The 25516-nt window shown below is 63.3% G+C and carries 24 protein-coding genes; 19 read left to right on the top strand and 5 right to left on the bottom strand.

Annotated elements, in window-relative coordinates:
- Genes ACWGPT_RS05065 through ACWGPT_RS05050 form a run of 4 tightly spaced genes read left to right on the top strand, consistent with a single transcriptional unit; the run spans position 1 to position 5144 of the window.
- Positions 1 to 1116 (top strand): ABC transporter ATP-binding protein, encoded by a 1116-nt coding sequence (locus tag ACWGPT_RS05065; RefSeq protein ID WP_452604487.1) that lies wholly within the window; start codon positions 1 to 3, stop codon positions 1114 to 1116.
- 16 nt (positions 1117 to 1132) lie between these two features.
- Positions 1133 to 2398 (top strand): ABC transporter substrate-binding protein, encoded by a 1266-nt coding sequence (locus ACWGPT_RS05060; protein WP_452604486.1) that lies wholly within the window; start codon positions 1133 to 1135, stop codon positions 2396 to 2398.
- A gap of 50 nt (positions 2399 to 2448) precedes the next feature.
- On the top strand, positions 2449 to 4014 hold the full coding sequence (gene pglA, locus ACWGPT_RS05055; RefSeq protein WP_452604485.1) for a polygalacturonase PglA: 1566 nt from the start codon (positions 2449 to 2451) through the stop codon (positions 4012 to 4014).
- On the top strand, positions 4011 to 5144 hold the full coding sequence (locus ACWGPT_RS05050; RefSeq protein ID WP_452604484.1) for a glycoside hydrolase family 88/105 protein: 1134 nt from the start codon (positions 4011 to 4013) through the stop codon (positions 5142 to 5144). Before pglA ends, ACWGPT_RS05050 begins: the two co-directional genes overlap by 4 nt.
- 60 nt (positions 5145 to 5204) lie before the next feature.
- On the opposite strand, the gene ACWGPT_RS05045 is transcribed toward ACWGPT_RS05050, so the two are convergent.
- From ACWGPT_RS05045 to ACWGPT_RS05025, 5 genes are all read right to left on the bottom strand, one after another.
- Complete coding sequence (locus ACWGPT_RS05045; protein ID WP_452604527.1) at positions 5205 to 5933, bottom strand: ABC transporter permease; 729 nt, start codon at positions 5931 to 5933, stop codon at positions 5205 to 5207.
- A gap of 109 nt (positions 5934 to 6042) precedes the next feature.
- On the bottom strand, positions 6043 to 6810 hold the full coding sequence (locus ACWGPT_RS05040; RefSeq protein ID WP_452604483.1) for an ABC transporter ATP-binding protein: 768 nt from the start codon (positions 6808 to 6810) through the stop codon (positions 6043 to 6045).
- Positions 6811 to 6862: 52 nt separating this feature from the next.
- Positions 6863 to 7888, bottom strand: a complete 1026-nt coding sequence (locus tag ACWGPT_RS05035; RefSeq protein WP_452604482.1) for an ABC transporter substrate-binding protein — start codon at positions 7886 to 7888, stop codon at positions 6863 to 6865.
- A 221-nt stretch (positions 7889 to 8109) separates the two neighbouring features.
- Positions 8110 to 9021 (bottom strand): alpha/beta fold hydrolase, encoded by a 912-nt coding sequence (locus ACWGPT_RS05030; RefSeq protein ID WP_452604481.1) that lies wholly within the window; start codon positions 9019 to 9021, stop codon positions 8110 to 8112.
- A complete protein-coding gene (locus ACWGPT_RS05025) occupies positions 9006 to 9947 on the bottom strand; it encodes a LysR family transcriptional regulator (RefSeq protein ID WP_452604480.1) in 942 nt (313 codons plus the stop codon). Before ACWGPT_RS05025 ends, ACWGPT_RS05030 begins: the two co-directional genes overlap by 16 nt.
- Positions 9948 to 10045: 98 nt before the next feature.
- Between ACWGPT_RS05025 and ACWGPT_RS05020 the strand changes: the two genes are divergently transcribed.
- The 15 genes from ACWGPT_RS05020 to ACWGPT_RS04950 all read left to right on the top strand — a co-directional run bounded on the left by ACWGPT_RS05020 (position 10046) and on the right by ACWGPT_RS04950 (position 25501).
- Positions 10046 to 10876, top strand: coding sequence for a shikimate dehydrogenase family protein (locus tag ACWGPT_RS05020; protein WP_452604479.1), 831 nt, complete (start codon positions 10046 to 10048; stop codon positions 10874 to 10876).
- Positions 10869 to 12131 (top strand): FAD-dependent oxidoreductase, encoded by a 1263-nt coding sequence (locus ACWGPT_RS05015; protein ID WP_452604478.1) that lies wholly within the window; start codon positions 10869 to 10871, stop codon positions 12129 to 12131. The genes ACWGPT_RS05020 and ACWGPT_RS05015 overlap by 8 nt, the downstream gene beginning before the upstream one ends.
- A gap of 216 nt (positions 12132 to 12347) precedes the next feature.
- Positions 12348 to 13217: a 6-hydroxymethylpterin diphosphokinase MptE-like protein gene (locus ACWGPT_RS05010; protein ID WP_452604477.1), complete on the top strand. Its 870-nt coding sequence runs from the start codon at positions 12348 to 12350 to the stop codon at positions 13215 to 13217.
- 59 nt (positions 13218 to 13276) lie between these two features.
- On the top strand, positions 13277 to 14092 hold the full coding sequence (locus tag ACWGPT_RS05005) for an aldo/keto reductase (RefSeq protein WP_452604476.1): 816 nt from the start codon (positions 13277 to 13279) through the stop codon (positions 14090 to 14092).
- 1 nt (position 14093) lies between these two features.
- Positions 14094 to 15725, top strand: a complete 1632-nt coding sequence (locus ACWGPT_RS05000) for a GMC oxidoreductase (RefSeq protein ID WP_452604475.1) — start codon at positions 14094 to 14096, stop codon at positions 15723 to 15725.
- Between the two features lie 118 nt (positions 15726 to 15843).
- Positions 15844 to 16689: a glycosyltransferase gene (locus ACWGPT_RS04995; protein ID WP_452604474.1), complete on the top strand. Its 846-nt coding sequence runs from the start codon at positions 15844 to 15846 to the stop codon at positions 16687 to 16689.
- 114 nt (positions 16690 to 16803) lie between these two features.
- Positions 16804 to 17778, top strand: a complete 975-nt coding sequence (locus ACWGPT_RS04990) for an NAD-dependent epimerase/dehydratase family protein (protein ID WP_452604473.1) — start codon at positions 16804 to 16806, stop codon at positions 17776 to 17778.
- Positions 17779 to 18036: 258 nt separating this feature from the next.
- Positions 18037 to 19080, top strand: a complete 1044-nt coding sequence (locus tag ACWGPT_RS04985) for a Gfo/Idh/MocA family protein (RefSeq protein ID WP_452604472.1) — start codon at positions 18037 to 18039, stop codon at positions 19078 to 19080.
- Positions 19077 to 20072 carry a hypothetical protein gene (locus tag ACWGPT_RS04980; RefSeq protein ID WP_452604471.1) on the top strand — a complete coding sequence of 332 codons (996 nt, stop codon included), beginning with the start codon at positions 19077 to 19079 and terminating at the stop codon, positions 20070 to 20072. The genes ACWGPT_RS04985 and ACWGPT_RS04980 overlap by 4 nt, the downstream gene beginning before the upstream one ends.
- A gap of 31 nt (positions 20073 to 20103) precedes the next feature.
- Positions 20104 to 20730, top strand: coding sequence for a D-sedoheptulose-7-phosphate isomerase (locus tag ACWGPT_RS04975; protein ID WP_452604470.1), 627 nt, complete (start codon positions 20104 to 20106; stop codon positions 20728 to 20730).
- Positions 20731 to 20736: 6 nt separating this feature from the next.
- Positions 20737 to 21606: an inositol monophosphatase family protein gene (locus ACWGPT_RS04970; RefSeq protein ID WP_452604469.1), complete on the top strand. Its 870-nt coding sequence runs from the start codon at positions 20737 to 20739 to the stop codon at positions 21604 to 21606.
- Between the two features lie 15 nt (positions 21607 to 21621).
- Positions 21622 to 22296, top strand: coding sequence for an acylneuraminate cytidylyltransferase family protein (locus tag ACWGPT_RS04965; protein ID WP_452604468.1), 675 nt, complete (start codon positions 21622 to 21624; stop codon positions 22294 to 22296).
- A 5-nt stretch (positions 22297 to 22301) separates the two neighbouring features.
- On the top strand, positions 22302 to 23222 hold the full coding sequence (locus ACWGPT_RS04960) for a phosphoglycerate dehydrogenase (RefSeq protein WP_452604467.1): 921 nt from the start codon (positions 22302 to 22304) through the stop codon (positions 23220 to 23222).
- 49 nt (positions 23223 to 23271) lie between these two features.
- Entirely contained in the window at positions 23272 to 24006 is a 735-nt protein-coding gene (locus ACWGPT_RS04955; RefSeq protein WP_452604466.1) for a hypothetical protein, read from the top strand.
- 61 nt (positions 24007 to 24067) lie between these two features.
- On the top strand, positions 24068 to 25501 hold the full coding sequence (locus tag ACWGPT_RS04950) for an oligosaccharide flippase family protein (RefSeq protein WP_452604465.1): 1434 nt from the start codon (positions 24068 to 24070) through the stop codon (positions 25499 to 25501).
- Positions 25502 to 25516 lie beyond the last annotated feature (15 nt).

Below are 25516 nucleotides of genomic sequence, written 5' to 3'. Positions count from 1 at the left end.
ATGGCACGCGTTCAACTCAGAAACCTGGAAAAAGTCTACGGTGGCACGCTGAAGGCGGTCCACGGCATCAACCTCGATGTCAGGGACGGCGAGTTCATGGTGCTCGTGGGTCCGTCGGGCTGCGCGAAGTCGACGACGCTGCGAATGATCGCCGGGCTGGAGGAGATCAGCGGCGGCGAGATCATCATCGGCGACCGCCGCGTCAACGACCTGCCGCCGGCCAAGCGCTCGATCGCCATGGTATTCCAGAACTATGCGCTCTATCCGCACATGAAGGTCAGGGGAAACCTTGCCTTCGGGCTGCGGATCGCCGGCCGGCCTCGCGCCGAGATAGACGCCGCCATCGACCACGTCGCCCGTATCCTCGAAATCGAGCCCCTGCTCGACCGGCTGCCGAAGCAGCTGTCGGGCGGCCAGGCGCAGCGCGTTGCCCTTGGGCGGGCCCTGATCAAGAAGCCGGGCGTATTCCTCTTCGACGAACCGCTCTCCAACCTCGATGCCAAGCTGCGCGCCTCCATGCGTGTCCGCATTACCGATCTTCACCGGCAGCTCAAGGCGGACGGGTTGTCGTCCACGGTCGTCTACGTGACCCATGACCAGACCGAAGCCATGACGATGGGAGACAGGATCTGTGTCATGGAGGCAGGGCGCATCATGCAGGTGGCGACGCCGAAGGAACTCTATAACAACCCCGCCAACCTCTTCGTCGCCGGCTTTATCGGGATGCCCGAGATGAACCTCATGGATGGCGCGATGGAGGGAAGCGAGTTTGTCGTGGGCAGCCAGCGACTGCCGATGGGAGGCGACCTTTCCGGCCGTCTCTCCGGCCGGCCGCAGGAGGTCGTTCTCGGCATCCGGCCCCAGCATTTAAGCCTCGCCGACGATGGTCCGGCGCTCAAGGCGCGGCTGACGAACGCCGAGTTCATGGGCCACGAAGTCTATCTCCATGCCGATTGCGAGGGGCATCGCCTGGTCAGCGTCGTGGGAGCCGCGGAATTCGACGGGCTCGGGCGGCAGGACGTCATCCAGCTCCGTCCCGATTTTTCCAGCATGCACATTTTTGACAAATCCGACGGCCGCAACGTCTCGCTGCGAGGAGGCAGCATGGCGGCCTGAACCAGAGGAGGAAAGCATGACCAAACGTAGGTACTCATCCGTGCTCGCAAGCACGGCTCTTGTCACCCTCGGTCTCACGACCTTTGCCGAGGCCGCGGACTTGCGGATGTCCTGGTGGGGCGGCGAAAGCCGTCACGTGGCGACCCAGAAGGCGCTGGATGCCTGTGGCGCCAAGCACGGACATACCGTGAAGGGCGAGTTCACCGGCTTCGACGGCTATCTCGAGAAGCTCACCACCCAGATGGCCGGGCGGACGGAAGCCGATATCGTTCAGGTGAACTGGCCCTGGCTGCCGCTGTTTTCCAAGAACGGCGACGGCTTCGCCGATCTGCGCAACCTGAAATCCCTCGACCTGTCGAACTGGACGGACGCAGAGCTGGAATCGAGCTCGATGAACAATGTCCTGCAAGGCATCCCGGTCTCGACCACGGGCCGCGTCTTCTTCTTCAACACGACCACGTTCGACAAGGCCGGGGTCCCCGTCCCGACGACATGGGAAGAATTGCGCGCCGCCACCAGGACCATCAAGGAAAAGCTCGGCGAGGGCCATTACACCTTCAACGCGGTCAAGGAGACGGCCCAGCTGGTGACCACCATGGTCGTCGTGCAGCGGACGGGCAAGGACATGGTCGATCCGCAGACCAATCGCGTCGCCTGGACACCGGAGGAGCTGGCCGAGGGCATCAGCTTCCTCGGCAAGCTGGTCGAGGAGGGCGTGATGAAATCCCAGAAGGAAGAGGCGGCAGACGGAAACGTCAACCTCTTCGAGAAGCCCGAATGGTCCGACGGCAGGATCGCCGGTTCGTATGAATGGGATTCGACCTTCGAGAAATATTCCGCGCCGTTGGGCGAGGGGCAGGTTCTGAAGCCTTTCCCGCTGCTCAAGGTCGAGGGTGCGGTGACGGACGGAATCTTCCGCAAGCCCTCCATGGTCTTTTCGATCTCCAAGCACTCTAAGGATACCGAGGCCGCGGCCGAGATCGTCAACTGCCTTTTGAACGAGCCGGAAGGCATCGACGCTCTCGGCACGACGCGCGGCATTCCAGGCTCCAGGGCGGCTTCCGCGCGTCTGGGGAACGAGGGCCAGCCGGAGGTCCGCGAGGCGAACGCCATCGTCATGGCGTCCTCGGGCCCGACCGTCTCGCCGTTCAACGAAAACCCCGAAATCCGCGGCATCTTCCTCGATACGCTCGAAGAATATGCCTATGGGCAGCTCGATGCCCAGGCGGCGGCGGAGCAGATCATCGAAGGCACCAACGACGTTCTGGCTGAGTTCGACTAGGCATCCAATCGCCCGCCGCGCAAGCGGCGGGCACTTACCGAGACGAGAGCATGATTGAACTTATTGCAGTTGCGGTGTCCGCACGGATGGCCGCAATCCGAATTGCTGTGCCCGGCGCATGCTACCATCTGCCCGATCCGTCTTCCTGGCGTCTCCATGCCACGGGCGGAGGGACGGCGGTTCGCGAGGGCGCAACCGACGGGGTGGTGACCCTCCTGGACGGTCTGGAGCCCGCAACGGACTACCTGTTCAAGGTCGAGGGGCTTGGCCGGCTCGAATTCAGGACAAGGGATTGCGCCGGCCTCGTGGAGGCAGGCTCGTACGGCCTCCTTGCGGATGTCGCGCTGGAGGATACCGACGCTGCACGCCGGAACGCCGAAGCCTTGCAGCGGGCGATTGCCGACGTTCCGGTCGGAGGCACGCTTCTGATCGGTCCCGGCCGATGGACGGCGCTTCCGGTTGCGTTGCGGACGGACATGACGCTCCACCTCGCGGAAGGCGCGGAACTGCGTTCTCCGAGCCGCCGCGACGGCTGGCCCATCCTTCCCGCCCACGATGGGGAAGGCCACATGCTGGGCAGCTGGGAGGGTGAGCCGGCAGCCTGCTTCGCAGCACCTCTCCATGCGGTGGGCGCAAAGCGGCTGATCCTGGAAGGCAGGGGTGTCCTCGACGGCTCGGGCGAGTTCGGCGACTGGTGGGACTGGCCGAAGGAGACGCGTGAAGGCGCCCGCCGCGCCCGCGGCCTCCATCTCGTGAACTGCTCCGAGGTGACATTGCTCGGCTTCACGATCCGCAATGCGCCGTCCTGGACGATCCACCCGCAGGGCTGCGACCGGCTGGTCGCGGCGGGCCTGACGATCGAGGCGCCCCATGACAGCCCCAACACCGACGGCTTCAATCCCGAGGGATCGTCCGGGGTCCGGATCGAAGGCGTCCGCTTTACGGTGGGGGACGATTGCATCGCCATCAAGGCCGGCAAGCGCGGCCCTTCCGGCGAAGCCGCCCATCTGCGCGAGACGCGGGACGTCCGGATCCGGCATTGCCTTATGGAACGGGGCCATGGCGGGGTGGTCATCGGATCGGAAATGTCCGGCGGTGTTCACGACGTCCTTGTCGAGGACTGCGAGATGGTCGGCACCGACCGCGGGCTGCGGCTGAAGACGCGACGCGGCCGGGGCGGTTCCGTCACCGGCATCGCGATGCGGCGTGTCCGGATGGACGGTGTCCTGACGGCCTTTTCCGCCAATGCCCACTATCACTGCGACCGCGACGGCCACGACGAATGGGTGCAATCCCGAGAGGCTGCGGCTGTCGGTGAGGGAACGCCGCAGATCGACGGCATCACTATCGAGGATGTCGATCTCCGGCGGGTGGGACATGCCGTGGGCGCCTTTCTCGGCCTGCCTGAGGCACCCATCCGCAATCTCGTCATTCGTAGCGTGCGCGTCCATTCCTTCGATCCGACGGCCATGCCCGCCCCACCCATCATGGCGGACGGAGTTCGGGCGATGGTTCACGAGACGGTCGTCTGCGAACATGCCGACATCCGCTGCGACGACCCCTCCCTTCTTTCGCCCTCGCGTCTTTCGATCCCCAGTTTTCAGGCAGTGTCATGACGTATCCGGAATATTTCGAGCAGTTCTGCCAGCGCTACCAACCCTACAAGCAGGGCGCATGGTGCTACGAGGACGGCTGCATCTATCGCGGCCTGATGCTTCTCTACCGGTCGAGCGGCGAGCGGCGCTGGCTTGACCACCTCACGAGGCTTGTCTCGCAGCAGGTCGGGGCCGATGGCGAGCTGCTCGGATACGACCCGCGGGAATTCAACATGGACAACATCCTCCCCGGCCGCGTCCTGCTCTTCCTCGCCGAGGAGACGAAGGACCCGCGCTACATGGCGGCCGCCGGGCGCCTGATCGACCAGCTGGATCATCATCCGCGGGTTCTTTCCGGCAATTACTGGCACAAGGCCCGCTATCCGCATCAGGTCTGGCTGGACGGGCTCTATATGGCGCTGCCTTTCCAGGTCGAATACGCCCTTGCGACCGGCGACCGCTCCCGCATCTCCGATGCCCTCCAGCAACTGGCGACGGCGCTTGTGCTGACATCGACATACGGGGGGCTGCACGTCCACGGCTATGACGAGAGCCGCCATCAGGCCTGGGCGGACAGGCAGACCGGAAAATCCCCGGCGGTCTGGGCGCGCGCCATGGGCTGGATGGTGATGGCTCTGGTCGATGTGCTGGCCATTCTCCCCAACGACCGCGCGACGGCCGCGCTGCGCACGCGAACGCGGGCGATCCTGCTTGCCGTCCTCGACCGCCAGCAGGGTTCGGGGCTTTGGCCCCAGGTGCTGGATGAGCCGGACCTGGCCGGCAACTATGCCGAGACGTCCGCATCGGCGATGTTCGCCTATGCCTTCCTTGCCGCGGGCCGCCTGGGGTCGCTTGCCCCGGAGGAAGCCCGCCGCCTGGAAGAGAGCGCGAGGCGGACCCTCGATACGATCCTGACGACGCGGCTCGTCAAGGAGGACGGGGTGGTCCGGCTTGCGGGAATCTGCCAGGTCGCGGGACTGGGTGCCCTGTCGGGTCCTTACCGCGACGGCACGCCCGCATACTACCTCACCGAACCGGTCGTCGCCGACGACGCGAAGGGAGTGGGTCCGCTGATGATGGCGGTCGCCGAACTGGGGCTTTGCGCCGCTGCCGAAGGCGATCGCGCCCTCGTGGCGTCCCTCAATCGGTGACGTCGCCGTCGGTTCCGCCGCCGCGGAGGAGCGCCCGCGGCGGTAACGATATCGCCTGGTTTATCCGCGCCAGCTCAGGAAGCGACGTTCGATCTGGCCGATGACGTAATTCACCACCAGGCCGAGCGCGGACAGGATGGCGACGCCCGTAAACAGCTTTTCGAGGTCGTAGAGCGATCCGGCCTCGAGAATGTAGGAGCCGACGCCATACTGCGCGCCGAGCATCTCGGCCGCAACGAGCAGGATGATGGCGATCGAGATCGAAACGCGAAGACCGGAGAGGATGGCCGGAAATGCACCCGGCAGTACGATCTTGCGAACGATCGACCACCAGCTCAATCCGAAGCTTTGCCCCATGCGGATCAGTGAACGGTCGACATTGTCGACCGCCCCGTAGGTCGCCACCACCGTGGGCGTGAATGTCCCGAAGGCGATGAGCGCGTACTTGGACATCTCGTCGATGCCGAACCAGATGACGAAGAGCGGCAGGAGCGCGATCTTCGGGATGGGAAAGAGCGCGGCCACCAGCGGGACGAGGCCGGCCCTCACATAGCTGAAGAGGCCGATCAGCACGCCAAGCGAGATGCCGACCGCGATGCCGAACGCGGCACCCACGAAAAGGCGCTGAAGCGAGGGAAGGAGATGGCGCCAGAGGCCGCCGGTCTGCCAGAGTTCGACCAGCGTCTCGAACACCGCCGACGGGCGGGGCAGGGTGAGGCTCGAGATCACTCCGGTCCGGGTGCCGGCCTCGGCGATGACGAGCAGCCCGACGAAAACGGCAAGGGCCATGCCGGGCACGGGGATGGGTGAAAACCCGCCGCCCCGAAACGGAACCCGTTTCACATGTGTCGTTTCGGTCTCCGTGCCGACGACCGACCGTGCCGGAACCACGCTTGCATCAGACATCGGCCAGTTCCTTGTCGGCAGCCATTGCTTCTTCGCGCATCAGCTCCCAGAGCTGCTTCTGCTTTTCTTCGAGCACCGCATCGCCGAGATGGCGTTCGGAAAGCGGAATGTCGATGTCGACGATCTCGCGGATCTGTCCGGGGCGGCGTGAAAGCACGATCACGCGGTGTCCGAGGCGAACGGCCTCGTTCAGGTTGTGGGTCACGTAGACGGAGGTGAACGGCTGGCGGGTCCAGAGCGCGATGAGGTCGTCCATCAGGAGTTCGCGCGTCTGGCTGTCGAGCGCCGAAAGCGGTTCGTCCATCAGCATGACGGCGGGACGGACCGCAAGGGCACGGCTGATGGCAACGCGCTGGCGCATTCCCCCCGACAACTGCTTCGGAAGCGCGTGACGGAAATCCGAGAGCCGGGTGCGTTCCAGGACGTCCGTGACGATCGCATCCATTTCACGGCCCTTCAGGCCATGGTCTTCGAGGACGAGCTTGATATTGCCCTCCACCGTGCGCCAGGGCAGCAGCGCGAAATGCTGGAAGACGTAGGTCAACGGGTTTAGGCAGTCTTTCGGTGGCTCGCCGACCTGCAGGACTTCACCCTTGTTGGGGCGTTCCAGTCCGCCGAGAAAGCGGAGCAGGGTGGATTTTCCGCAACCCGAGGGCCCGATGAGACAGGCGATCTGGCCCTGCGGAATGTCGAGGGAAATATCCCGCAGAACTTCCACGGAACCGTAGTGGTGCGTTATGTTCTTGAGCTTCAGGTCCATGGAGCCTCCCGGCGGAGGCCCGTGGTGGGCCTCCGGTCTGTCTGCGGGTCGATCAGATCGACTTGACGTAGGATGTGTCGAAGAGCTGCTCGTTGCTGATCGTGTCCTTGACCATGCCTTCGGCCTTGAACCATTCCAGCTGCTCGGTGCAGCTCTTGAGGGACAGAGCCAGGCCGGAGTTGATGCGCATCGCGCCTTCGACCAGGTTCTGCTTGGCAACCTCGAACGGGCTGTCCTTCTCCACGTATTTGTGGACGAGCTTTGCCAGCGCGTCGCGCTCGTCGTCACCGGCGGTCTTGTCCACGAAGGCGGCATTGTAGTCCTCGATCGCCTTTGCATAGGCGGCGATGAAGGCTTCGGTAAGCGCGCGATTATCCTTGGCATTCCGCGTGGAGGTGAAGGCCGTCGTCACCTGGTAGTCGGGTGCATAGTCGGACACGAGGCCGATCTTCTGGGCCGCACCTTCGCGGATCATCTTGTTGGCGACATTCGCCTGGATCGCCCAGGCATCGATCTGGCTGGTCGAAAGCGCCCCGACGATCGCGCCGAGCTTCTGAAGCGGCCGCAACTGGATATCGGCAAGGTCGATATTGTTCGCGGCAGCGATCTTGTGCGCCATGAAGTGGAAGGAGGAACCCGCGGTGGTGATGCCGAAGCTCTTGCCGGCAAGCTTCGAGGGCTCCGTCAGGCCCGCCTCATAGGCCTTGTTGGACGCGAGGATGACGGCGCCGACAATGCCCTTCTCCTCGGTCAGCGCGCCGCCGACAACCTTCACCGCGTCCTTTTCGGCAAGGCTGATCAGTCCGCCGCTCATTGCGGTGACCCCGAATTCCGCATCGCCGGAAGCGATCGCGACGGCCATCGGCTGCGCCGCTTCGAAGAACTTCAGTTCAATGTCGAGGCCCGCATCCTTGAAGTAGCCGCGCTCGTAGGCGATGAAGCTCGGCGCATGGCTGGCGAGGCTGAGGACCGCGAGGTTGCGCTTCTCGGCGGCACGGGCCGGAAGGCCGAAGGCGGCTGCGGCACTGGCGGCGCCCATTGCCATAAGCGTCTGGCGGCGGTTCAGGGTAATGCTCATCTGGTAGATCTCCTCCGTATTGGCGTATCAGCGGCGCCATAGCTTCCGTGCCACCCGCCTTAGGCGACGACGACAAGCAATGATTTTCTCTTCCATGCCTTGGACATGGTGGCGAGCCATCCTTCGGGGTTAGAGCGTGGCCGGCGAAAGCGCAAGCTTACGGGCAAGAATCTCGATCAATTTCCGGACGCGGTCCGGACGCGGTTCTCTGCGCGTCACCATCATCCTCCTGTGACACCTGCATATTTCCGCAGGAACGGGATCAGCACGGCGAGCATTTCGTCCGGCACGGTTTCCTGTGGCAGGTGACCACCGCGAAGGGCTCGGCCCTCGACGGTGTCGGCCCATCCGGTCCATATGTCGAGCGGTTCCCGCCCGCCGTGGCGTCGCCCCTCCTCCCAGAAAAGCAGCATGGGAGCCGCAATGCGGCGTCCCGCGTCCCGATCGGCAAGGTCGTCGACTTCATCGGTGGTCGCGCCGGCCCGATAGTCCTCGCACATCATGTGCCGCACCTCCGCGCGATCGAAGGCGAGGCGATAATCCTCGAGCGCCAGCGGGTGCAGCTTGTCGAGCCCGCCCGCCATCTTGCCGAGCGTGAGGTCGATCAGGAACCGCGGGTCCGCCGCCATCAGCTTTTCCGGAAGCGGTTCAGGCTGCGCCATCATGAACCAGTGCCACGCGGCCATTCCGAACGCCTTGCCCGCTCCGTCCCACATGTCCGGGGTCGGCACCACCGTCACGGAGACCAACGCTTCCACGGAGTCCGGAAAATCGAGCGCCATCCGGTAGGCGATGCGCCCGCCGCGGTCATGTCCGATCACGGTGAAGCGGTCATGGCCGAGCGACTTCATCATCGCGTGCAGGCATTTCGCCATGCGCCGCTTCGATCCTATGCCCTGGGATGCCTCTGCCACCCTGCTTTCTCCGTATCCCGGCAGATCGGGAACCACGACGGTATGGCTTGCGGCGAGCACCGGCGCGATCCGATGCCACGTGGCCCGGGTCTGCGGATAACCGTGCAGCAGGAGGAGGGCGGGACCGGATCCCGCGGTCAGGACTGCGAGTTCCGCGTCCCCGGTCTCCACGATCACATCGTTGAAGCCCGGGAACAGCGAGTTTACGGCGCGTGGCATGGCTTGATGATTCCTTCGGGGAAACTGCTCTCGGCCAGGGCGGCGGTGCGGAGCGCGGCAATCAGGCTGTCGACGGTCTTCGGCCGGGGGCGCAGGCGGCTGGTATAGACATAGGCGGAAATCGAAACGCTGTTCTCGATCGGAACCGCCGCCAGTCCCGAGGTCGCGCAGTCGATGGCGGAGAAGGCATCGAGTATGGTGACGCCGATCCGCTCGGCAACGAAGGAGAGTGCGGCCTCCACGAAGTGGACATAGATCGCCGTGCTGCGCACCGCGCCGCATCGTTGATAGGTCTCGTCGATGAAAAGGCCGTGGGTCGTCGTCGAACCGAAGGAGATCAGCGTTTCGCCCGAAAGCTCCGTGGGATTGATCGATGCCCTTGTCGCCAGCGGATGGTCGGCCGGCATCACGCAGACGAGACCGGCTTCGGCGATCGGCATCCCTTCGATGACGGGATCGTCGATCCGCGCGATCGTGGCAACGCAGGTCCCCCGCCCGAAGAGCAGGTAGTCGCGAACGTCCCGCAGCGGAAGGGAATCGCAGTAATAGGTCCCCGCCGTTTCCGCCAGCTGCAGCCGTCTCAGGGCCTTGGGGATCAGCCGCATGCCGATGCTCGGCGTTGCCCCGAAACGGAAGGTGGAGGCATTGCCGCGGGCGATCGAATAGATCGAATCCGACAGCATCTCCGCCTGCTGGTGAACGCGCTCCACCTCTTCGAAGATGAGCTGTGCTTCCTGGGTGGGAACGAGCTTCCCCCCGATGCGTCCGAACAGCGCGACGCCGAGCTGGTCCTCCAGCCGCTTGATCGCGATCGACAGGTTTGGCTGCGAAACGCCGAGATGCCGTGCGGCGGCCGTCAGCGAACCGGTCGCCATCACGATCCGGAAGATTTCGATCTGGCGTTCCTTCAGTTTCGGATTCGCCACCGTCGCCCTCGCTCCCCATAAATCCGGTTTATGAAGTGCACCGGTTTCCATATTAGCGTCAATAGCAGGCGGCTTCTAATCTTCCGGCAGGAAAGAGGATGCTACCCACCATGATAGGCAGTGCCACCCGCCTGGTCGCGATCATCGGAACGCCGATCGCGCAGGTCAAATCACCGCAGAACTTCAACGCTTATTTCGATGCGGCGCGACACGATCGAGCGATGATCCCGATCGACCTTCGCTCCGAACAGGTCGAGGATTTCGTCAACGCGGTTCGCGGCTGGGAAAATCTTGACGGCTTCGTCGTCACCGTTCCCCACAAGACAGCCATTGCCCGCCTGATCGATGACATGACGCCGCGGGCGCAATTCCTCGGCGCCGCCAATGTCGTCAGGCGCCACGCCGGCGGCTGGCTGTCCGGCGATATGACGGATGGCGAGGGCTTTCTTCTGGCTCTCCGGGAAAACGATTTTTCCGTCGAGGGAAAATCAGCACTGCTGGTCGGCGCCGGAGGAGCCGGCCGGGCGATCGGCCACGCCCTGGCGGAAGCAGGCCTGTCGGATCTCTTTGTCAGCGATATCGACACCGCCCGGGCCGCCACGCTTTCCTCACAGCTGGGGGAGGCGTTCCCGCATGTCGTCTTCGATGCGGGTGCCATTCCCGACAGGGCATTCGATCTCGTGGTCAACGCCTCTCCCTGCGGAATGGGCGACGCCGATCCCCTGCCTGTCCCGCAAGCCGTCATCGACCTCATCCCGCCGGACGGGCTTGCGGCGGATGTCGTGACCAGTCCCGAGCGCACGCGCTTCCTGGCGCTTGCGGCCCACCGGGGCCTGAAGATCCAGTTCGGGCATGAAATGGCAAGGGCGCAGCTCATGGCCCTCGGGCGGGCGATGGGCGTGATCGGGGAGACACAATCGCATGGCTGAGGCGCGCGACGAACGATATGACGTGGTCGTCGTCGGAGGCGGCACGGCGGGCATGAGCGCCGCGGTCGCGGCCGCGGGCACGGGGGCAAGGGTCGCGCTGATCGAAAGATACGGATTCCTGGGCGGGGCGGCGGCCAATTCCCTCGTTCTTGCCTATTGCGGCTTCTATCAGAAAGCCACGCGGGAGATCGTCGCGGTCCGCGGCATCGGCGAACAGTTCCTTAAGATACTTGAAAGTGTCGGCCAGGACGTGGCACCCGTCGTATCGCGCACCGGCAACAGGATCATCCTCCTCGATCCGGAAGCCGTGAAATTCGCCGGCGACCGTCTCGTCGAGGACGCCGGTGTTTCCGTCCTGCTGCACAGCCGCGTCACGGGCGTGACCGCCGAAGGCGGCAGGATCACTTCGGTTCTCGTCACCGACCATGCCGGAACCTTCGAGATCAGCGCCGACACCTTCGTCGATGCGAGCGGCGAGGCGACGCTTGCCTTTCTTGCGGGCGCGGCGATGACCGTGGACAGTGCCGGCGAGCACCACGTTCAACCGGCGTCGATGCCGGTCCGCATCGGGGGGGCGGCCCCCGACCTCAAGTTTGACCGCCGCCGCATGGCGGATCTTATCGCGGCACACAACCGGAGTTCCGAGCAGCAGATCCCGCGGGCCGATGGCGGCGTCATGTTCCGCCTGCCGATCTCGGGCGATTACTGGTGGATGACCATCGACCTCGTCACGGACGGCCTGACCGGGGCCGATCTCGGTGCCGCGGAACGGCAGGCGAGGCGCGAGGCATGGCGCAACCTCGCCCTCCTGCGGGAACTGCCCGGCTTCGAGAAGGCCTTTATCGTCGCGACCGGCCCGCAGATCGGCATCCGCGAAACTCGCCGCCCGAAATCCAGGGAAGACCTGACCGGCAAGGCGCTCGAGCAGGGCCTTCGACGCGAGGACGGGATCGGTCGCGCCGCCTGGCCCATGGAAGTGCATGAGGCGCCGGGTCGGGCGCGATTTGTCGATCTCGGCGGCGAGGGCTTCGCCGACATTCCCCCGGGATCGCTGCAGGCTGCCGAATTCCAGAACCTTTACCTGTCCGGTCGGGTAGCCGGCGCCGATCAGACAGCCTACGGCTCGTCGAGGGTCATGGGCACCGCATTCGCCACCGGCCAGGCAGCCGGCGTCATGGCCGCACTCGGCGCCGACTCCGCCGGTGGGATGGAGGCGGTGCGCAGGGAACTTCAGGACAAGAACGCCCTCATCTGAATGCCCGGCTCGCCGGCGGTCACGGTTTTAACGCGTCAATGCTTCGGCTGGGGATGTCTTTCGTTAAGACGACGTGGTTATTCCGCTTGTTTTTGTTCCGGTGGGTGGCGTAGCTTGCGAGTATCGATAAAGGGGAACATGCAGGGCAGGCCAGTGCAGGCGAGCCCGTGTGAGTATTTCCGGGATCGTATTCTCGTCTGGCAGGTGTAGGTCGTCTTGAAGAAAACAATACAGAAAATCAGCCGCGAGTTATACTGGAAGCCGCGGTATCGGCTGGCCGAGCGCATCTGGCGTCTCACCGGCATAGACCTCATGACCTTCAAGGCGCTTGAGAAATTGCGGGATGCCCACGCCGGAAAACGCGTGGTGGTCATGGGAAATGGCCCGAGTCTTTCGCGCATCGATTTCGATGATCTGAAGGGCGAGATCACCTTCGCCTCCAACAAGATCTTCCTGGCCTTCGACAAGACGGACTGGCGGCCGACCTATTACAGCGTCGAGGACGATCTGGTCATCATCCAGAACATCGGGAAGCTGAGGTCGAAAATCGACCCGGCCAGCACCGTCCTGATGCCCTATATCTGCAAGGTCTATGAGAGCGACCTCTACGCCGACGTGTTCTTCGGGTACAGCTTCCGCAAGATATTCGACCGCAAGCAGCACTTCGGCACGAACGCCTTCGACGAGATCTATAACGGCTTCTCGATCGTCTATACCCAGATCCAGCTTGCCATGTTCATGGGCGCGTCGGAGATCGCGCTGATCGGCGTGGATTTCAGCTTCTCCACGAGTGCGGAAAACCGGAAGGACAACGAGCTCGTCGGAAACGGCGAGGTCAACCACTTCCTTCCCAATTATCGGAAGGTCGGCGAACGTTGGAACCTGCCGCATCTCGACAGGCAGCGCCTCGCATTCGCTCTGGCCGAGGAGCAGGCGCGGGCAGTCGGGGTGAAGATCTACAATTGCACCGAGGGCAGCAAGCTCGACGTCTTCGAAAGGAAGCCGTTCGCGGAGTTCCTTTCAGGTCCTGACGGCAGTCGATACTCCGGCGGCAGCGGGGTCCGGGAAAGACCGGCGGTTTCGTGAGGCAGGCGGCCTTGAGTAGTGCCGTCCGGCAGGAACTTCTCCGTCCTGAGGAACCGTCCATGACAGTGCCGATGTCGAAGATCATGATTGGCTGCAGCCGGGTCGGGTCTCTCGGGAACATGACGCCGCTCGCCGAGACACGTCTTATGCTCCGCGAAGCGGTCGAGGCCGGCATTCGCGGCTTCGACACCGCGAATATCTACGGGCAGGGCGACAGCGAGCGCGAACTCGGGAGGCTACAGGCCGCATACCCGCAGGTCGAGCTGAACATCGTGACCAAGGCGGGCTTCCGGCACGGCAGGAAGGCCGAGATCATCCAGAAGGTGAAGCCTCTCCTCCGCCCGCTTGTCCGGCTGGGCTCGGTCAAGTCGAAGGTGCAGCAGGTGCGCGCGGGGATCGACCGGCAGTGCTTCGAGCCCGGGTACCTTCAGGGCTGCGTGGACGGCAGCCTGGAGCGCCTCCGGCTCGCCCGCCTGCCGGGCTTCCTGCTGCACGATCCGACCGAAGAAGACCTGCGGAAGCCCGAAACGGCATCGTTTCTCCAGTCGCTTCGATCCGGCGGGAAGGCATCGTCCGTCGGCGTCTCGCTCAGGGACGGCTCGGGCATCGCCGCGGCTCTCGCCCTCGCGCCGGTGGACCTCCTCCAGCTTCCGGTCACGGCCTACGAATCCATCCGGGGAACGGGAATGGCCGACGAGATCCGCGACCGCGGAATTCACCTGAGCGTGAGGCAGGTCCTTCGGCGCCCTGACGGACGCGTGGCGACCCTCGACGAGGCCTTGCCGCCGCTTCTGGCAGACCCGCTGGTCGGCGCCGTGATCATCGGCATCAGCAAGCGCAGCAACCTTGCCGAACTCCTGGAAAGCGCCGCCTGACATGAACCCGAAGCCGGATGATGTTGACGTTGCGATCATCGGCTCGGGTCCCGTGGGGCTTGCCATGGCGAGCGCGCTTGCGGCGACGAGGCTCCGCATAGCGGTGATCGAAGCGGGCGGGCTGCGCCAGTCTCCCGAGGAGGAGAAGGAGAGCCTCGCGGCGACGATGAAATCCCCGCCCGCCCATCCGGACGCCTATCTGTTCCGCAGGCGTGTGCTGGGGGGAAGCTCCACCGTCTGGGGCGGCCGCTGCCTCCCCTTCGACCGGATCGACATGGAGCCGCTGGCGGACCGGCCGGGCTGGCCGATCGGCTATGACGACGTCCAGCCCTTTATGCCGCGGGCGCTCGATTTTCTCGACGCCGGCGATCCTGTCTTCGATGAGAGCGCCTTTCCCGCGCCGATGCTGATGAACCGCGAGGGAAGCACGCTTGATCTCGATTTCATCGAGCGTTTCTCCAAGCCCACCAACCTCTGGAAGAAGACGGGCAGCGATCTCGCGGCCCGCGATAATGTGGTCATCCACCGCAACACGCTGGTCCGGGAACTGGTGGTCGAACCGGAGAGCGGCAGGATCCGCGAACTGGACATCGTCGGTACGCAATCGGGCCTGGCCTCGAGGTTGCGGGCGAGGCATGTCGTCCTCGCCGGTGGCGGGATCGAGAATGCGCGGCTGTTGCTCTCGTCCCGAAGCGTCCTGCCCGCGGGCGCCGGCAATCAGCACGACAATGTCGGCCGCTATTACATGACCCACCTGATCGGCGATGTAGGAGCCCTGAAGCTCTCGGCAAGCATCGACCAGGCGAAGTTCGACTACCGGCTTACCCCGGACGGGACCTACGCCCGCACGCTCATGAAGCTGTCGGAGAGCTTGCGGGCGAGCGAGGGCCTGCCGGGCGCCACCTGGAGGCCGAACATTGCGCCCATCTGGGATGCGGGCCACCGTAGCCCGGTCCTGTCGGCGATGCACTTCGCGAAATCGCTTGTCGCCCGCGAATACGCCTACCGCCTGAGCGTCCAGGGGGGCGGGCGGCCCGACGGGACGCGGTCCGCCCACCCGGCGACCGCTCACCTTCTCAACATCCTCCGCAGTCCGCTGGAGCTTGCCGCCTTCGGGCAGAACTGGGTGCGCAGGCGCATCCTCGCCGACCGCAAGCTTCCCTCCGTTTTCCTTCTCACCGCCAATCGCACATACCCGATGGAGATCAACGCCGAACAGTTCCCCGACCGGCAGTCGCGGATCGGCCTCTCAGACCGCGTGGACCGCTATGGCATGCCCCTGATCACGCTCGACTGGCGGCCCGGCGAGAGGACGCTTGACGGGCTTGCCCGGTCGGCCCGGCATTTCGCCGACGCGGTGGAGGAAGCCGGGGTCGGAGAATATCTCTATTCGCCATCCGAGATCGAGACGGGCTTCGTGCCCCAGGGCGGCCACCATATCGGCACGACGCGCATGGCGTCGGACCCGCGGGACGGCGTCGTCGACAGGAATTGCACCGTCTTCGGCATCCCCAACCTCCATGTTGCGGGCGCCTCGGTCTTCGTGACTTCGGGCTACGCCAACCCGACCCTGATGGCCGTGGCGCTCGCCTTCCGGCTGGCGGAGCATCTCAGGCGCGAGGCCGCGCCATGATGCGGCGGCGCGCCGACGGGCCCGCGAACCAAACCACGCGGCGGGGCATGCCGCGGTCTATCCCGCATAATGGGCGGGTCTGGAAGATCCACGATGGGGAAGGGTGAGGCTGGGGCCGATGGGACACAATCCTGCACGACAATTCGCGGTGCTGACGACGCTCTACCGCTCGGATCGGCTGGACTATTTCGAACTGGCGATCCGTTCGATCGAGACCCAGGAGACCGATGCGTCGATCCGCATATATCTTTGCATCGATGGCGATCTTCCCCAGGAGCACGAAGCCTACCTGAGCGCCAACGGGACGAGGTTTCACAGGATTGTCCGCAACAGCGAAAATCTCGGCCTCGCCAGGTCCCTGAACAGCCTGATCGATGTGCTCGAGGACGAAGAGCTCGTCTTCCGCATGGATGGCGACGACATCAGCCATCCCCGCCGGTTCGCGGTCCAGGCGGCGTACATGGACAGCCATCCAGAGATCGGGCTGATCGGTTGCCAGGCCTATGACATCGACGAGGAGGGCGAGATCGTCGGCAAGCGGGAGTTCGCGACCGATCCGCAGGATGTCGCCCGGCTGATGTCGAGGATGACGTCGATCCTGCATCCGACCTTCTGCATCCGCCGCTCTATCCTTCGCGATCCGGAGGCGCGCTATCCGGCCGCCTATCTGACCGAGGACGCCGCCTTCATCGTCCTTCTGCTCGGCAGGGGCGTAAAGGTCGCCAACATCGAGGACTTCCTGTTCTACTGGCGCGTCAGCCGGGATTTCTTCCATCGCCGGACGTCATTCAGGCGCGGTCTTGCGGAACTGACGTGGTACGGCAAGGCAACCCATATCAATTACGGGGTTTTCACTCCGCAATACGTCTATCCTCTGGCGCGGTTTGCAATAAGATGCATGCCGAACGCGATCGTAAGAAAGATCTACGGAAGCGGAATTCGGCAGCGCGCGATAAAAGGTTAGTTCGTGTTCAGCGGCAGGCGCCAACCACATGGCCATGCAAGTCGGTCGAAAAACCCCGAATTAACGTAGATATATTGTATTGTTACTTGGGTTATCTTTGTTATTAGGAATAAGATGTCTGAACTCGGGATCGTCATGGGAGGAAGTGGCTTCATCGGCGGCCACCTTCTCAAGCACCTTGTTTCCACTCGGCGCCATCGGAGATTGATATCCATCGATATCGCTCCGCCGCCGGAAAGGCTTAGGGGCGTAGACTATGTCACGGCCGACCTTTGCGACGAGCTGGATCCTGGTCTCGGAGCGACAGGCTCGGTCGTATACAGCCTCGCGGCTCACCGGAATTATCCCGGCCACCCGGATCAGGACTACTACGTCAACAACGTCGTGAGTTCGCAGCGGATCATCGATTTCGCCGAAACGACCGGCGCGCAGGCGATCGTCTTTACCAGCACGATGTCTGTCTACGGTCCGGGCGAGGAACCGAAGACCGAGAAGAGTGCCCTCAACCCGGTAAATCCCTACGGCGCATCGAAGATGATCGCCGAAACCCTCCATCGCGGCTGGCGGGAGCGGGACGCGACGCGCAAGCTGGTGATCTGCCGGCCGGCCGTGATCTTCGGATATCGGGACGATGGCAACTACACGCGCCTCGCGCGCGCACTTCAAAAGAGGATGTTCGTCTATGCCGGGCGGAGCGACACCGTCAAAAGCGCCGGCTATGTGGGGGACCTCGTGGAGTCCTTCACCTTCGCCCTCGACCACGGGAAGAACGATATCCTCTACAACTTCGCCTATCCCTATCCGTACACGATAAAGGAAATCGTTGAGGCCTTTGAACAGGTTGCTGGCTTTTCCAGGCCCTGGGGCGTGATGCCGGTGGCCATGCTCAATGCCGCTGCAATCCCCTTTGAAGCGGCGAATGCGCTTGGGTTCAGGAACTCGATCCATCGCCAGCGCATCCGCAAGCTCTACGAGGATACGCATATCGTTCCTGAATGGCTGACGCAGAATGGATTTGTGTTTTCGACCGACCTTCCGGCGGCATTGCGCCGTTGGCGGGAGGAGTCTCCCGGCGGCCGGTTCGTCTGACGTCGCGCCGAAGGCGGGGCGACTCCGAGCCGGGCGCATTGCAAGCAGGGGCTAAAACTGCCCCCGTTTACACTATTGCGGAAATTGCATTTACAACGGACGCGCATACAAATATTTGGAACCTGAGGGAAAATCAGTTGCCGGCACAGAAAAACTGTCGCCAAGTCTTCATACTGCCGCACGCTGACGAAGTCCTGGGGTTACAGCCCTTCCTTTGTGGGGGTACGACGGCCGGATGCGCAACGCGGATTGAATGACATGGCACTACGCACGGCGATTATCGGCTACGGCAAGATGGGGGAAATCCGTCGTGCGGCGATGGAGCGGCACGGCGGCTACGAGGTCGTCGCCGCCTCCGACGTCAATACCGACCGCGATATCGGCATACCCCTCTACGGCAATCCGGACGACGTCTACCGTCACGATCCGCAGGTCATCGTCTGCTCGGTTCCCAACCGCTTCATTCCGACTGTGGTCTGCAATGCGCTCAACCGCGGGTGCCACGTCTTCTCCGAGAAGCCGCCCGGCCGCCACAGCGGCGATGTCAGGCTAATGGCCGAGGCGGCAGCGGCAAGCCCGGGCCTTGTCCTGAAGTTCGGCTTCAACCACCGTTTCCACGACGCCGTCGAGGAGGCCCACCGCCTGATCTCGTCGGGCGCGCTCGGCGAGCTCTATTTCATGCGCGGCGTCTACGGTAAGGCCGGTGGCGTCAACTATTCGGCGAACTGGCGTAACGATCCCGAGCTTTCGGGCGGCGGCATCCTGATCGACCAGGGCATCCATATGCTGGACCTGCTCCTGATGTTCGCGGGAAGCTTCCCCGAGGTGAAATCGGTCGTGCAGCGGAAGTTCTGGAAGTCCGCGGACGTCGAGGACAATGCCTTTGCCCTGATGACCTCGCCGACCGGCGTCGTCGCGACTGTCCATTCCTCGGCGACCCAGTGGCGCCACACCTTCAAGCTGGAACTCTACCTGAAGAACGGCTTCGTCTCCGTCGATGGCATCCTGTCCGCCTCCGGAAGCTACGGAACGGAGGTGCTGCAAGTGGCGCTGAACAGGTTCGGGGCCGATGGAAGCCCCTTGCCGAATCCCGAATGCCAGGAAATCCGCTATACCGAGGATCGCTCATGGGACAAGGAAATGGCCGAGTTCCACGAGGCGGTCGCTGACGGCCAGCCGATCCGGAAGGGCACGGTCCAGCAGGCCTATGATGTGATGAAGCTCGTCGAGACCATCTACGCGGCCGATCCCGGTTGGCAGCAGCGGGAGATCCTCGAAGCGAAGATCGGGGCGGCAGAATGACCAGCGGCAACGTGCTCCACAGCCCCGTCTTCCTGGACAACCTGCCGGATGTTACCGACATCCGTAACCGTCACGCCGCACCCTATCTCCTCGAGCGCGAACAGCAGCTCCTGTCCTTGCTGAGGGACCCGGAGGTTACATGGCACGACAAGGAATGCCCGGCCTGTGGCCCGTCGGGCAGGCCGAGGCATTTCCTGCTTGGCCGGCTTTCCTTCTTCCGCTGCCAGCGCTGCAACACGATCTATGCCGCGCGGGCGCCGGATCAGGCCGTGCTCGATGGTCTTCGCTGCGAACTCGTGCAGCCGCCGGGCGTCACCGACGACCGGCTGCAGGAATTCACCTCCATCCTGAACTGGATCCGGCTTTCCTCCGCGCGCTACGAGCGCCCCTTGATCGAACTGCTGGACTACCGCTTCGACAGCCATGCGCCCGGATTTGCGGAAGCCGTCATCAATCTCAGCAACAGCGAACGCCATTGGCGGCATGTTCCCTTGCTCAAGGACGGCGGGAGGGATGACGCGCCCTTTGCCGACCTGTCGCGGGTCCTGTCGACACGGCCCTTCCAAGCTGTCCTGATCCAGGCCGAAATCGATCGCAGCCATTCCCCGCGCCGCCTGCTGCAGGTCCTCAGGGATAATCTCGCCCCCGGCTCGCTGGTCTTTGTCTCGACCTCCTGCGCCGATGGCCTCGAATACGAGATTCTGGGTGCGGAATCACCGAGCTTCGTCGCGCTCGACCGCCTCAACCTCTTCTCCGTACAGGGCTTCCGCATGCTGTCGGAGGATGTCGGGTTCCGGTGCCTCGAGATCTCGACACCCGGCCGTCTCGACGCCGCCATCCTCAAATCCTACTTCAACGAACCGACGAGCAACGACATGCCATTCTGGTCGAGCTTTTTCCGGGAAGCCAATCGCGACAGGCTGCAGGATCTCCAGGTCCTGCTGCAGCGCAGCCTGCGCTCGGGTGTGATGCGCGTCGTGCTCGAAGTCTGATCAGTCAACTTATTTTCAAAAGGTGTCTTCAATGAGCAGCCTGTTTCCCGCCTCGCCCTTTGATACCTGCTCTTCGTTCGCGAAGTCCTATTTCGAGACCCTCTACCAGGCCACCCGTGCGCTTGATCTGCCTGTACTGGACCGGATCGCCGACGCCCTCTCGGAAACCATCGCCAGCGATGGTTTCATCTATATCTGCGGCAACGGCGGCTCCGCCGGCATCGCAAACCACTCGCTCTGCGATTTCCTGAAATGCGTCCGGACCGATACCGGGCTGCGGCCCCGCGTCATGTCCCTGGCCGCGCACACCGAACTGAACTCGGCGCTCGCCAACGACATTTCCTACGAGGAGGTCTTCGCCTACCAGCTCACCTCCATGGCGCGTCCGGGCGACCTTCTCTGGACCGTCTCCTCCTCCGGCGACTCCCCCAATGTCGTTCGTGCGATCGAGGTCGCGAAGGACATTGGCATGAAGACGATCTCCTTCACCGGCTTCAGCGGCGGCCGCTCGCGCCAGTCGGCGGATATCAACGCCCATGTCGATGCACAGAACTACGGCGTCGTCGAAGATGTCCACATGGCCTTTATCCACATCATCACCCAGTTCCTTCGCATGACGAACATGGATCACGGCCTCATCGGCCAGCGCAAGTTCTGATCCGTCGTGGGCGCGCCCCCTATCGGAGAACCGGATTGGAATTCCCGGGAGAACCGGGTCACCGATGCGTTGCGGCTGCGGCTGGTCGAGCTTGTCGAAACGGTTGCCGATGGGGTTTTCGGCGACACGGCGGTCGTCAGCGACAAGGGAGATGACGGCATCGATCTCGTGACGTCGATCGACTACCTGATGCAGCAACGTCTCGTCGCCGAACTGCCCGCCCTTCTTCCAGGCTCCGAGGTTGTCGGCGAGGAGGATTTCGCCGGCATCGACATGTCGCGCCGCCATGTGTGGCTGGTCGATCCCCTGGACGGCACGGTCAATTTCGTCGCCGGCCTGCCCTTCTATGGCGTGGCCGTCGTGCTGCTGGAGGACGGGATACCGGTTCTCGCGGCGATCCGCGATGTGCCCCGCTCGGTAACCTATTCGGCCCGCAAGGGCGGCGGCGCGATGCGCGACGGCAGGCCTCTCGTCGTCGCCGACAACAAGGCGAGGCTAGGCGCCCTGAGTTCCGGCCTCGTCCGCAATCTCGCGACACATGCCCCCGCAGTCCTGGCCGATCTGATGACCGGCTGGAAGCTCCGCAACCTCGGCAGCCAGGCCCTGCAGCTCTGTCACGCCGCCGAGGGCAGCCTGAAATTCGTGGCGTCCTACGAAGCCCGGTCCTGGGATGACCTCGCCGGCAGCCTCATCGCGCGCGAAGCCGGACTTGTATACGGCCATTACAGCGGCAACGCCCGGCCGCCCGCCGATGCGCCGCAGATGAGCCTGTGCACCCGCGCCGAACTCTTCGACGAACTGGCCGGGCAGCTGGCCCGGTCGCAGCCCCCTTCCGTATCGCAGGCCGGCGCGCCGGGCGCGGGCGCGCCAAGGTAACTTCTGGAGAATGTCATGAAAGTCGTCGCAATGATCCCCGCCCGCCTGGGCAGCCAGCGTCTGAAGAAGAAGAACCTCGCCCTGCTGGACGGCAAGCCGCTGATCGCCCACGCGATCGAAAAATGCTTCGAGGCCGCCTGCTTCGATGCGGTCTATGTCAATTCGGAGAGCGCGGAGATCGGCGCGGTGGCGGAGAGCTACGGCGCGAAATTTTACCAGCGCCCGGAGGATCTCGGCAATTCCGTCGCCACGTCCGAGCAGTTCGTCTACGACTTCATGAAGAATGTCGAATGCGACGCAATCGTGCAGGTCCATTCGATCGCGCCGCTCCTTTCGGCGACGGAGGTGAAGGAGTTCACCGCCACCTTCACCGGATCGGGCCACGATGTCCTGCTCTCCTGCATAGAGGACCAGATCGAGGTGGCCTACGAGGGCCGGCCGGTCAACTTCACCTTTGCCGAAAAGACCAATTCGCAGGACCTGACGCCGGTCCAGCGGATCACCTGGTCGATCACCGGCTGGCGCACCCGGCCCTATGTGGAGGCGGTCGAAGCCGGCGGGATCGGCACCTATAACGGCTCGATCGGCTTCTTCCCGGTCAGCTCCATTTCCGGCCACGTCATCAAGACGCAGCTTGATCTCGACGTCGCCGAAGCTCTGATGAGCGTCTTCCGCAAGCATGAAGGATGAATAGATTGCGTGTCCTCGTCTCCAATATCATGATGATCAACGAGCGTGACCGCTTCGACGCGGCATTGCGCGAAAAGGGGCTGGAGCCGGTCTGGCCGGTCGTCAACCAGTTCATGGACGAAGGCCAGTGCCTGGAATATGCCGGCACGGTGGATGGCTGGCTCGCCGGCGACGACAGGATCACGAGGACCGTTCTCGAAGCCTTCCTTCCGCGCCTCAAGGTCATCTCCAAATGGGGCACCGGCATCGACAGCATCGATCTGGCGGCCGCCCGCGAACTCGGCATTCCGATCTGCAATTCGCCGGGCGCCTTCCGTGATGCGGTGAGCGAATATGCGATCGGCATCCTGCTTTCCGCATCGCGGCGGGTGGCTCTGACGGACCGCAGCATCCGCGCCGGAAAATGGCCGAAGGGCCGCTATATCGGCCTTGCGGGCGGTACGATGGGGATCGTCGGCTATGGCGCGATCGGCCAGGGCCTCGGCCAGCGCGCGCGCGGCATGGGAATGACCGTCATCGCCCACGATCCATTCCTCAGGGAAGCACCGGACGGAACCGAACTCGTGACCTTCGAGGCGCTCCTTGCCCGCTCGGACGTGATCTCGCTTTGCTGCAACCTGACCAAGGAGAATTACCATCTCCTCGATGCCGATGCCTTCGCGGCCATGCGCGACGATGTCATGATCGTCAACGTGGCGCGCGGCGGCATCATCGACGAGGCGGCGCTGACGGATGCGCTCGCAAGCGGCAAGGTGAGCGCGGCGGCGCTCGACGTCTTCGAACAGGAGCCGGTACCGATGGACCATCCGCTGCTCTCCTTCGACAATGTCGTCGTCTCGAGCCACAACGCCAATTCGACCGTCCAGGCGATCGAAGTGGTCCATCAGAACACACTCTCCAACCTTTACAGGCATCTCGGCCTTTGACGGCCGGTTCCACGCATCTTGCGTGGAACCACCTTTCCGGAGCAATGACGTGACCTACGACCGACTGAAAGCCGAACTGCAAGCCGCGCGCCGGGAGGGCCGCCACGCAAGCGTGGAGGTCACGGACCTGCCGGACGATCTTGCGGAAGCCTACCGGCTGGCCTTCGGCCTCATCCCGCCCGAAGACGTCGCGGCCTGGAAGATCGGCGGCGCCAATCCGTGGTCGCAGGCAGCCTTCGGCAATACCGTGCCCTTCTTCGGCGCCCTGTCGCGCCGCGAGCTCATCCTGGGCTCGACCCCGGTTGACCTGACAGGCCTTGTATCGCCGCTCGCGGAACCGGAGATCATGCTGGAACTCGGCTCGCTTCCCGACGGGGAAGGCAATGCCGTCTTCTCCCGCATGGGCCTCGGCGTCGAGATCCCGGCCTCCGTCCTTCCCGACGCCGCCAAGAAGACGCTCGCCGGACAGATCGTCGACCGCGCCGGTGCCGGTCTGATCTGGGTCGGCGATATCCGCCCCTACGACGCGATCCTGCTCGACAAGGTGGTCCTGCGCTTCGGCAAGGCCGGCGCCGAACTCGCGGAGGGTGGAAGCCACAACGTCATCGGCGGCCCGCTCGGCGCGACGAAGGCGTTCCTCAAGCTTGCCAGATCCCTCGCTGCACCCCTTTCCCCCGGCCAATGGATCGCCACCGCCGGACTGGTGAAGGCGGTACCGGTCACGGGAGGGGACAGCGTGACGATCCTTGCGGGGGAGAAACGCATCCACATCCCTTTTGCGTGATGATGCTGCCTCATCCTTCAAGCATTTTGCATATGACTGATGACCAGAGGCTAATTGAACCATGAAGAAAGATTCAACCGTTGCCTTGGCTTTCTTCAGCAGCGGAGCAACGGTTGTTCTTCGAGGAATTATTGGGCTTGCCGCATTCGTAATTATTGCCCGTCAGGCAACCGGAAGTGAGCTTGCAGTTTATGCAATCGCAAGTTTCTTCTGGGGGATAAGCTATGCGAGCGGCCAAAGTCTTGCTGCCCAGCCACTAATCGACATGCGTCGGATCACCTCGGATGACGTCATGAGTGCGCAGGTGATCGCAATAGGACTGTCTGCAGCCATTGGGCTAATAGTATTTTTGTTAAGCCCAGTCCTCGGGGCGATCTACAGCAATATCACCGGCCTACAAGCCGGACTCCAAACCCTGCTCTGGCTCGCGCCGCTCTCGGCTTTGGGAGGCGTTGAGTTTTCCATGCTGCAACGCCAAATGCGGTTTTCGAGAATTGCTAAGCTTCAGACGGCAGCAGTCCTCATGGCGGGGGGCATTGCAACAGCGCTTGCCTATTTCGTCGATACGGTAATTGGATTGCTCTGCATCCAAGGTTTGAGTGGACCGATTTTCGCCCTTCTGTCGATGGCCGCAAGGTCCGGCAGACTCAAGGGTCGGCCTAGCATTAGTGCGGCGCGAAGAGTGTTTAAGGTAGGGCGCCACTTGCTTCTCGAGGCAAACCTGGCCGTTTTCGTCACGCAAGGTCTTGTTCTGCTGCTGGGTCTTGTCCTTCCGGCGACCCAGACATCACTATTCGTCGCAATATCGCAGTTCGTATACTTAATCACGTCTCAGCTGGGTCGGATCGCCAACATAGTTTTGCTCCCGATGGTCAGGCGGTCGGCCCACGATAAGGGCCGCGTTCAAACTACTGTTCTCAACACATCCTACTTCTCCAATGGGCTAGTCATTGCGCCTCTGATAGCGATGTATGGAGCCCCCATCTTCATTCTGGACCTTCTGAATATCCAGACAGATGACTATGTGGTGAACGTATTTCTGCTTCTGGTGGCTCGCCAGATTTTCGATGCCACCGGCAACACGGTTTTCAGCACCTTTCGGGCTGTTGGTCGGCCGGACGCGGGATGGAAGTGGAGCCTTTTTTACTCGCTGCTCTGGTTTCTTGTGTCAGGCGTGGCTTGGGTGTTGGAGCTTGATCTCCTCGGCGTCTCAATCGTACTGCTTGTTGTAGCAAGCCTTCGGCTGGGCGCAGTCTATTGGCTTTGCACCGTCGTCAAGATTCGCTTCGGCTTATATGTACGGTTTTTGATGCCGGTCTACGCGTGCGCTGTCGCCGCCGTAGTTGTCTCGGAGCCTCTTCGTCAGATGATGGCCGACCTACCGGGGCCTCCCCAGCTTGGCGAGCTCGCGGGATCGACCTCGTTGATGCTAGCCTATCTGTCGGGCATTATAGGTATCTACTTCTTTTCCAGACGACGCTCCCTAACAAAATAGTCGCCGCAGTTCGAG

It is taken from the genome of Pseudorhizobium sp. NPDC055634 (genome assembly GCF_053618655.1).
This window is presented reverse-complemented; position numbering and strand designations above follow the sequence as displayed.

Coding starts and splice junctions, on each gene's coding strand:
- ACWGPT_RS05065 (WP_452604487.1), top strand. CDS start 1: ATGGCACGCGTTCAACTCAGAAACCTGGAAAAAGTCTACGGTGGCACG.
- ACWGPT_RS05060 (WP_452604486.1), top strand. CDS start 1,133: ATGACCAAACGTAGGTACTCATCCGTGCTCGCAAGCACGGCTCTTGTC.
- pglA (WP_452604485.1), top strand. CDS start 2,449: ATGATTGAACTTATTGCAGTTGCGGTGTCCGCACGGATGGCCGCAATC.
- ACWGPT_RS05050 (WP_452604484.1), top strand. CDS start 4,011: ATGACGTATCCGGAATATTTCGAGCAGTTCTGCCAGCGCTACCAACCC.
- ACWGPT_RS05045 (WP_452604527.1), bottom strand. CDS start 5,933: ATGGCCCTTGCCGTTTTCGTCGGGCTGCTCGTCATCGCCGAGGCCGGC.
- ACWGPT_RS05040 (WP_452604483.1), bottom strand. CDS start 6,810: ATGGACCTGAAGCTCAAGAACATAACGCACCACTACGGTTCCGTGGAA.
- ACWGPT_RS05035 (WP_452604482.1), bottom strand. CDS start 7,888: ATGAGCATTACCCTGAACCGCCGCCAGACGCTTATGGCAATGGGCGCC.
- ACWGPT_RS05030 (WP_452604481.1), bottom strand. CDS start 9,021: ATGCCACGCGCCGTAAACTCGCTGTTCCCGGGCTTCAACGATGTGATC.
- ACWGPT_RS05020 (WP_452604479.1), top strand. CDS start 10,046: ATGCTACCCACCATGATAGGCAGTGCCACCCGCCTGGTCGCGATCATC.
- ACWGPT_RS05015 (WP_452604478.1), top strand. CDS start 10,869: ATGGCTGAGGCGCGCGACGAACGATATGACGTGGTCGTCGTCGGAGGC.
- ACWGPT_RS05005 (WP_452604476.1), top strand. CDS start 13,277: ATGACAGTGCCGATGTCGAAGATCATGATTGGCTGCAGCCGGGTCGGG.
- ACWGPT_RS05000 (WP_452604475.1), top strand. CDS start 14,094: ATGAACCCGAAGCCGGATGATGTTGACGTTGCGATCATCGGCTCGGGT.
- ACWGPT_RS04995 (WP_452604474.1), top strand. CDS start 15,844: ATGGGACACAATCCTGCACGACAATTCGCGGTGCTGACGACGCTCTAC.
- ACWGPT_RS04990 (WP_452604473.1), top strand. CDS start 16,804: ATGTCTGAACTCGGGATCGTCATGGGAGGAAGTGGCTTCATCGGCGGC.
- ACWGPT_RS04985 (WP_452604472.1), top strand. CDS start 18,037: ATGGCACTACGCACGGCGATTATCGGCTACGGCAAGATGGGGGAAATC.
- ACWGPT_RS04980 (WP_452604471.1), top strand. CDS start 19,077: ATGACCAGCGGCAACGTGCTCCACAGCCCCGTCTTCCTGGACAACCTG.
- ACWGPT_RS04975 (WP_452604470.1), top strand. CDS start 20,104: ATGAGCAGCCTGTTTCCCGCCTCGCCCTTTGATACCTGCTCTTCGTTC.
- ACWGPT_RS04965 (WP_452604468.1), top strand. CDS start 21,622: ATGAAAGTCGTCGCAATGATCCCCGCCCGCCTGGGCAGCCAGCGTCTG.
- ACWGPT_RS04950 (WP_452604465.1), top strand. CDS start 24,068: ATGAAGAAAGATTCAACCGTTGCCTTGGCTTTCTTCAGCAGCGGAGCA.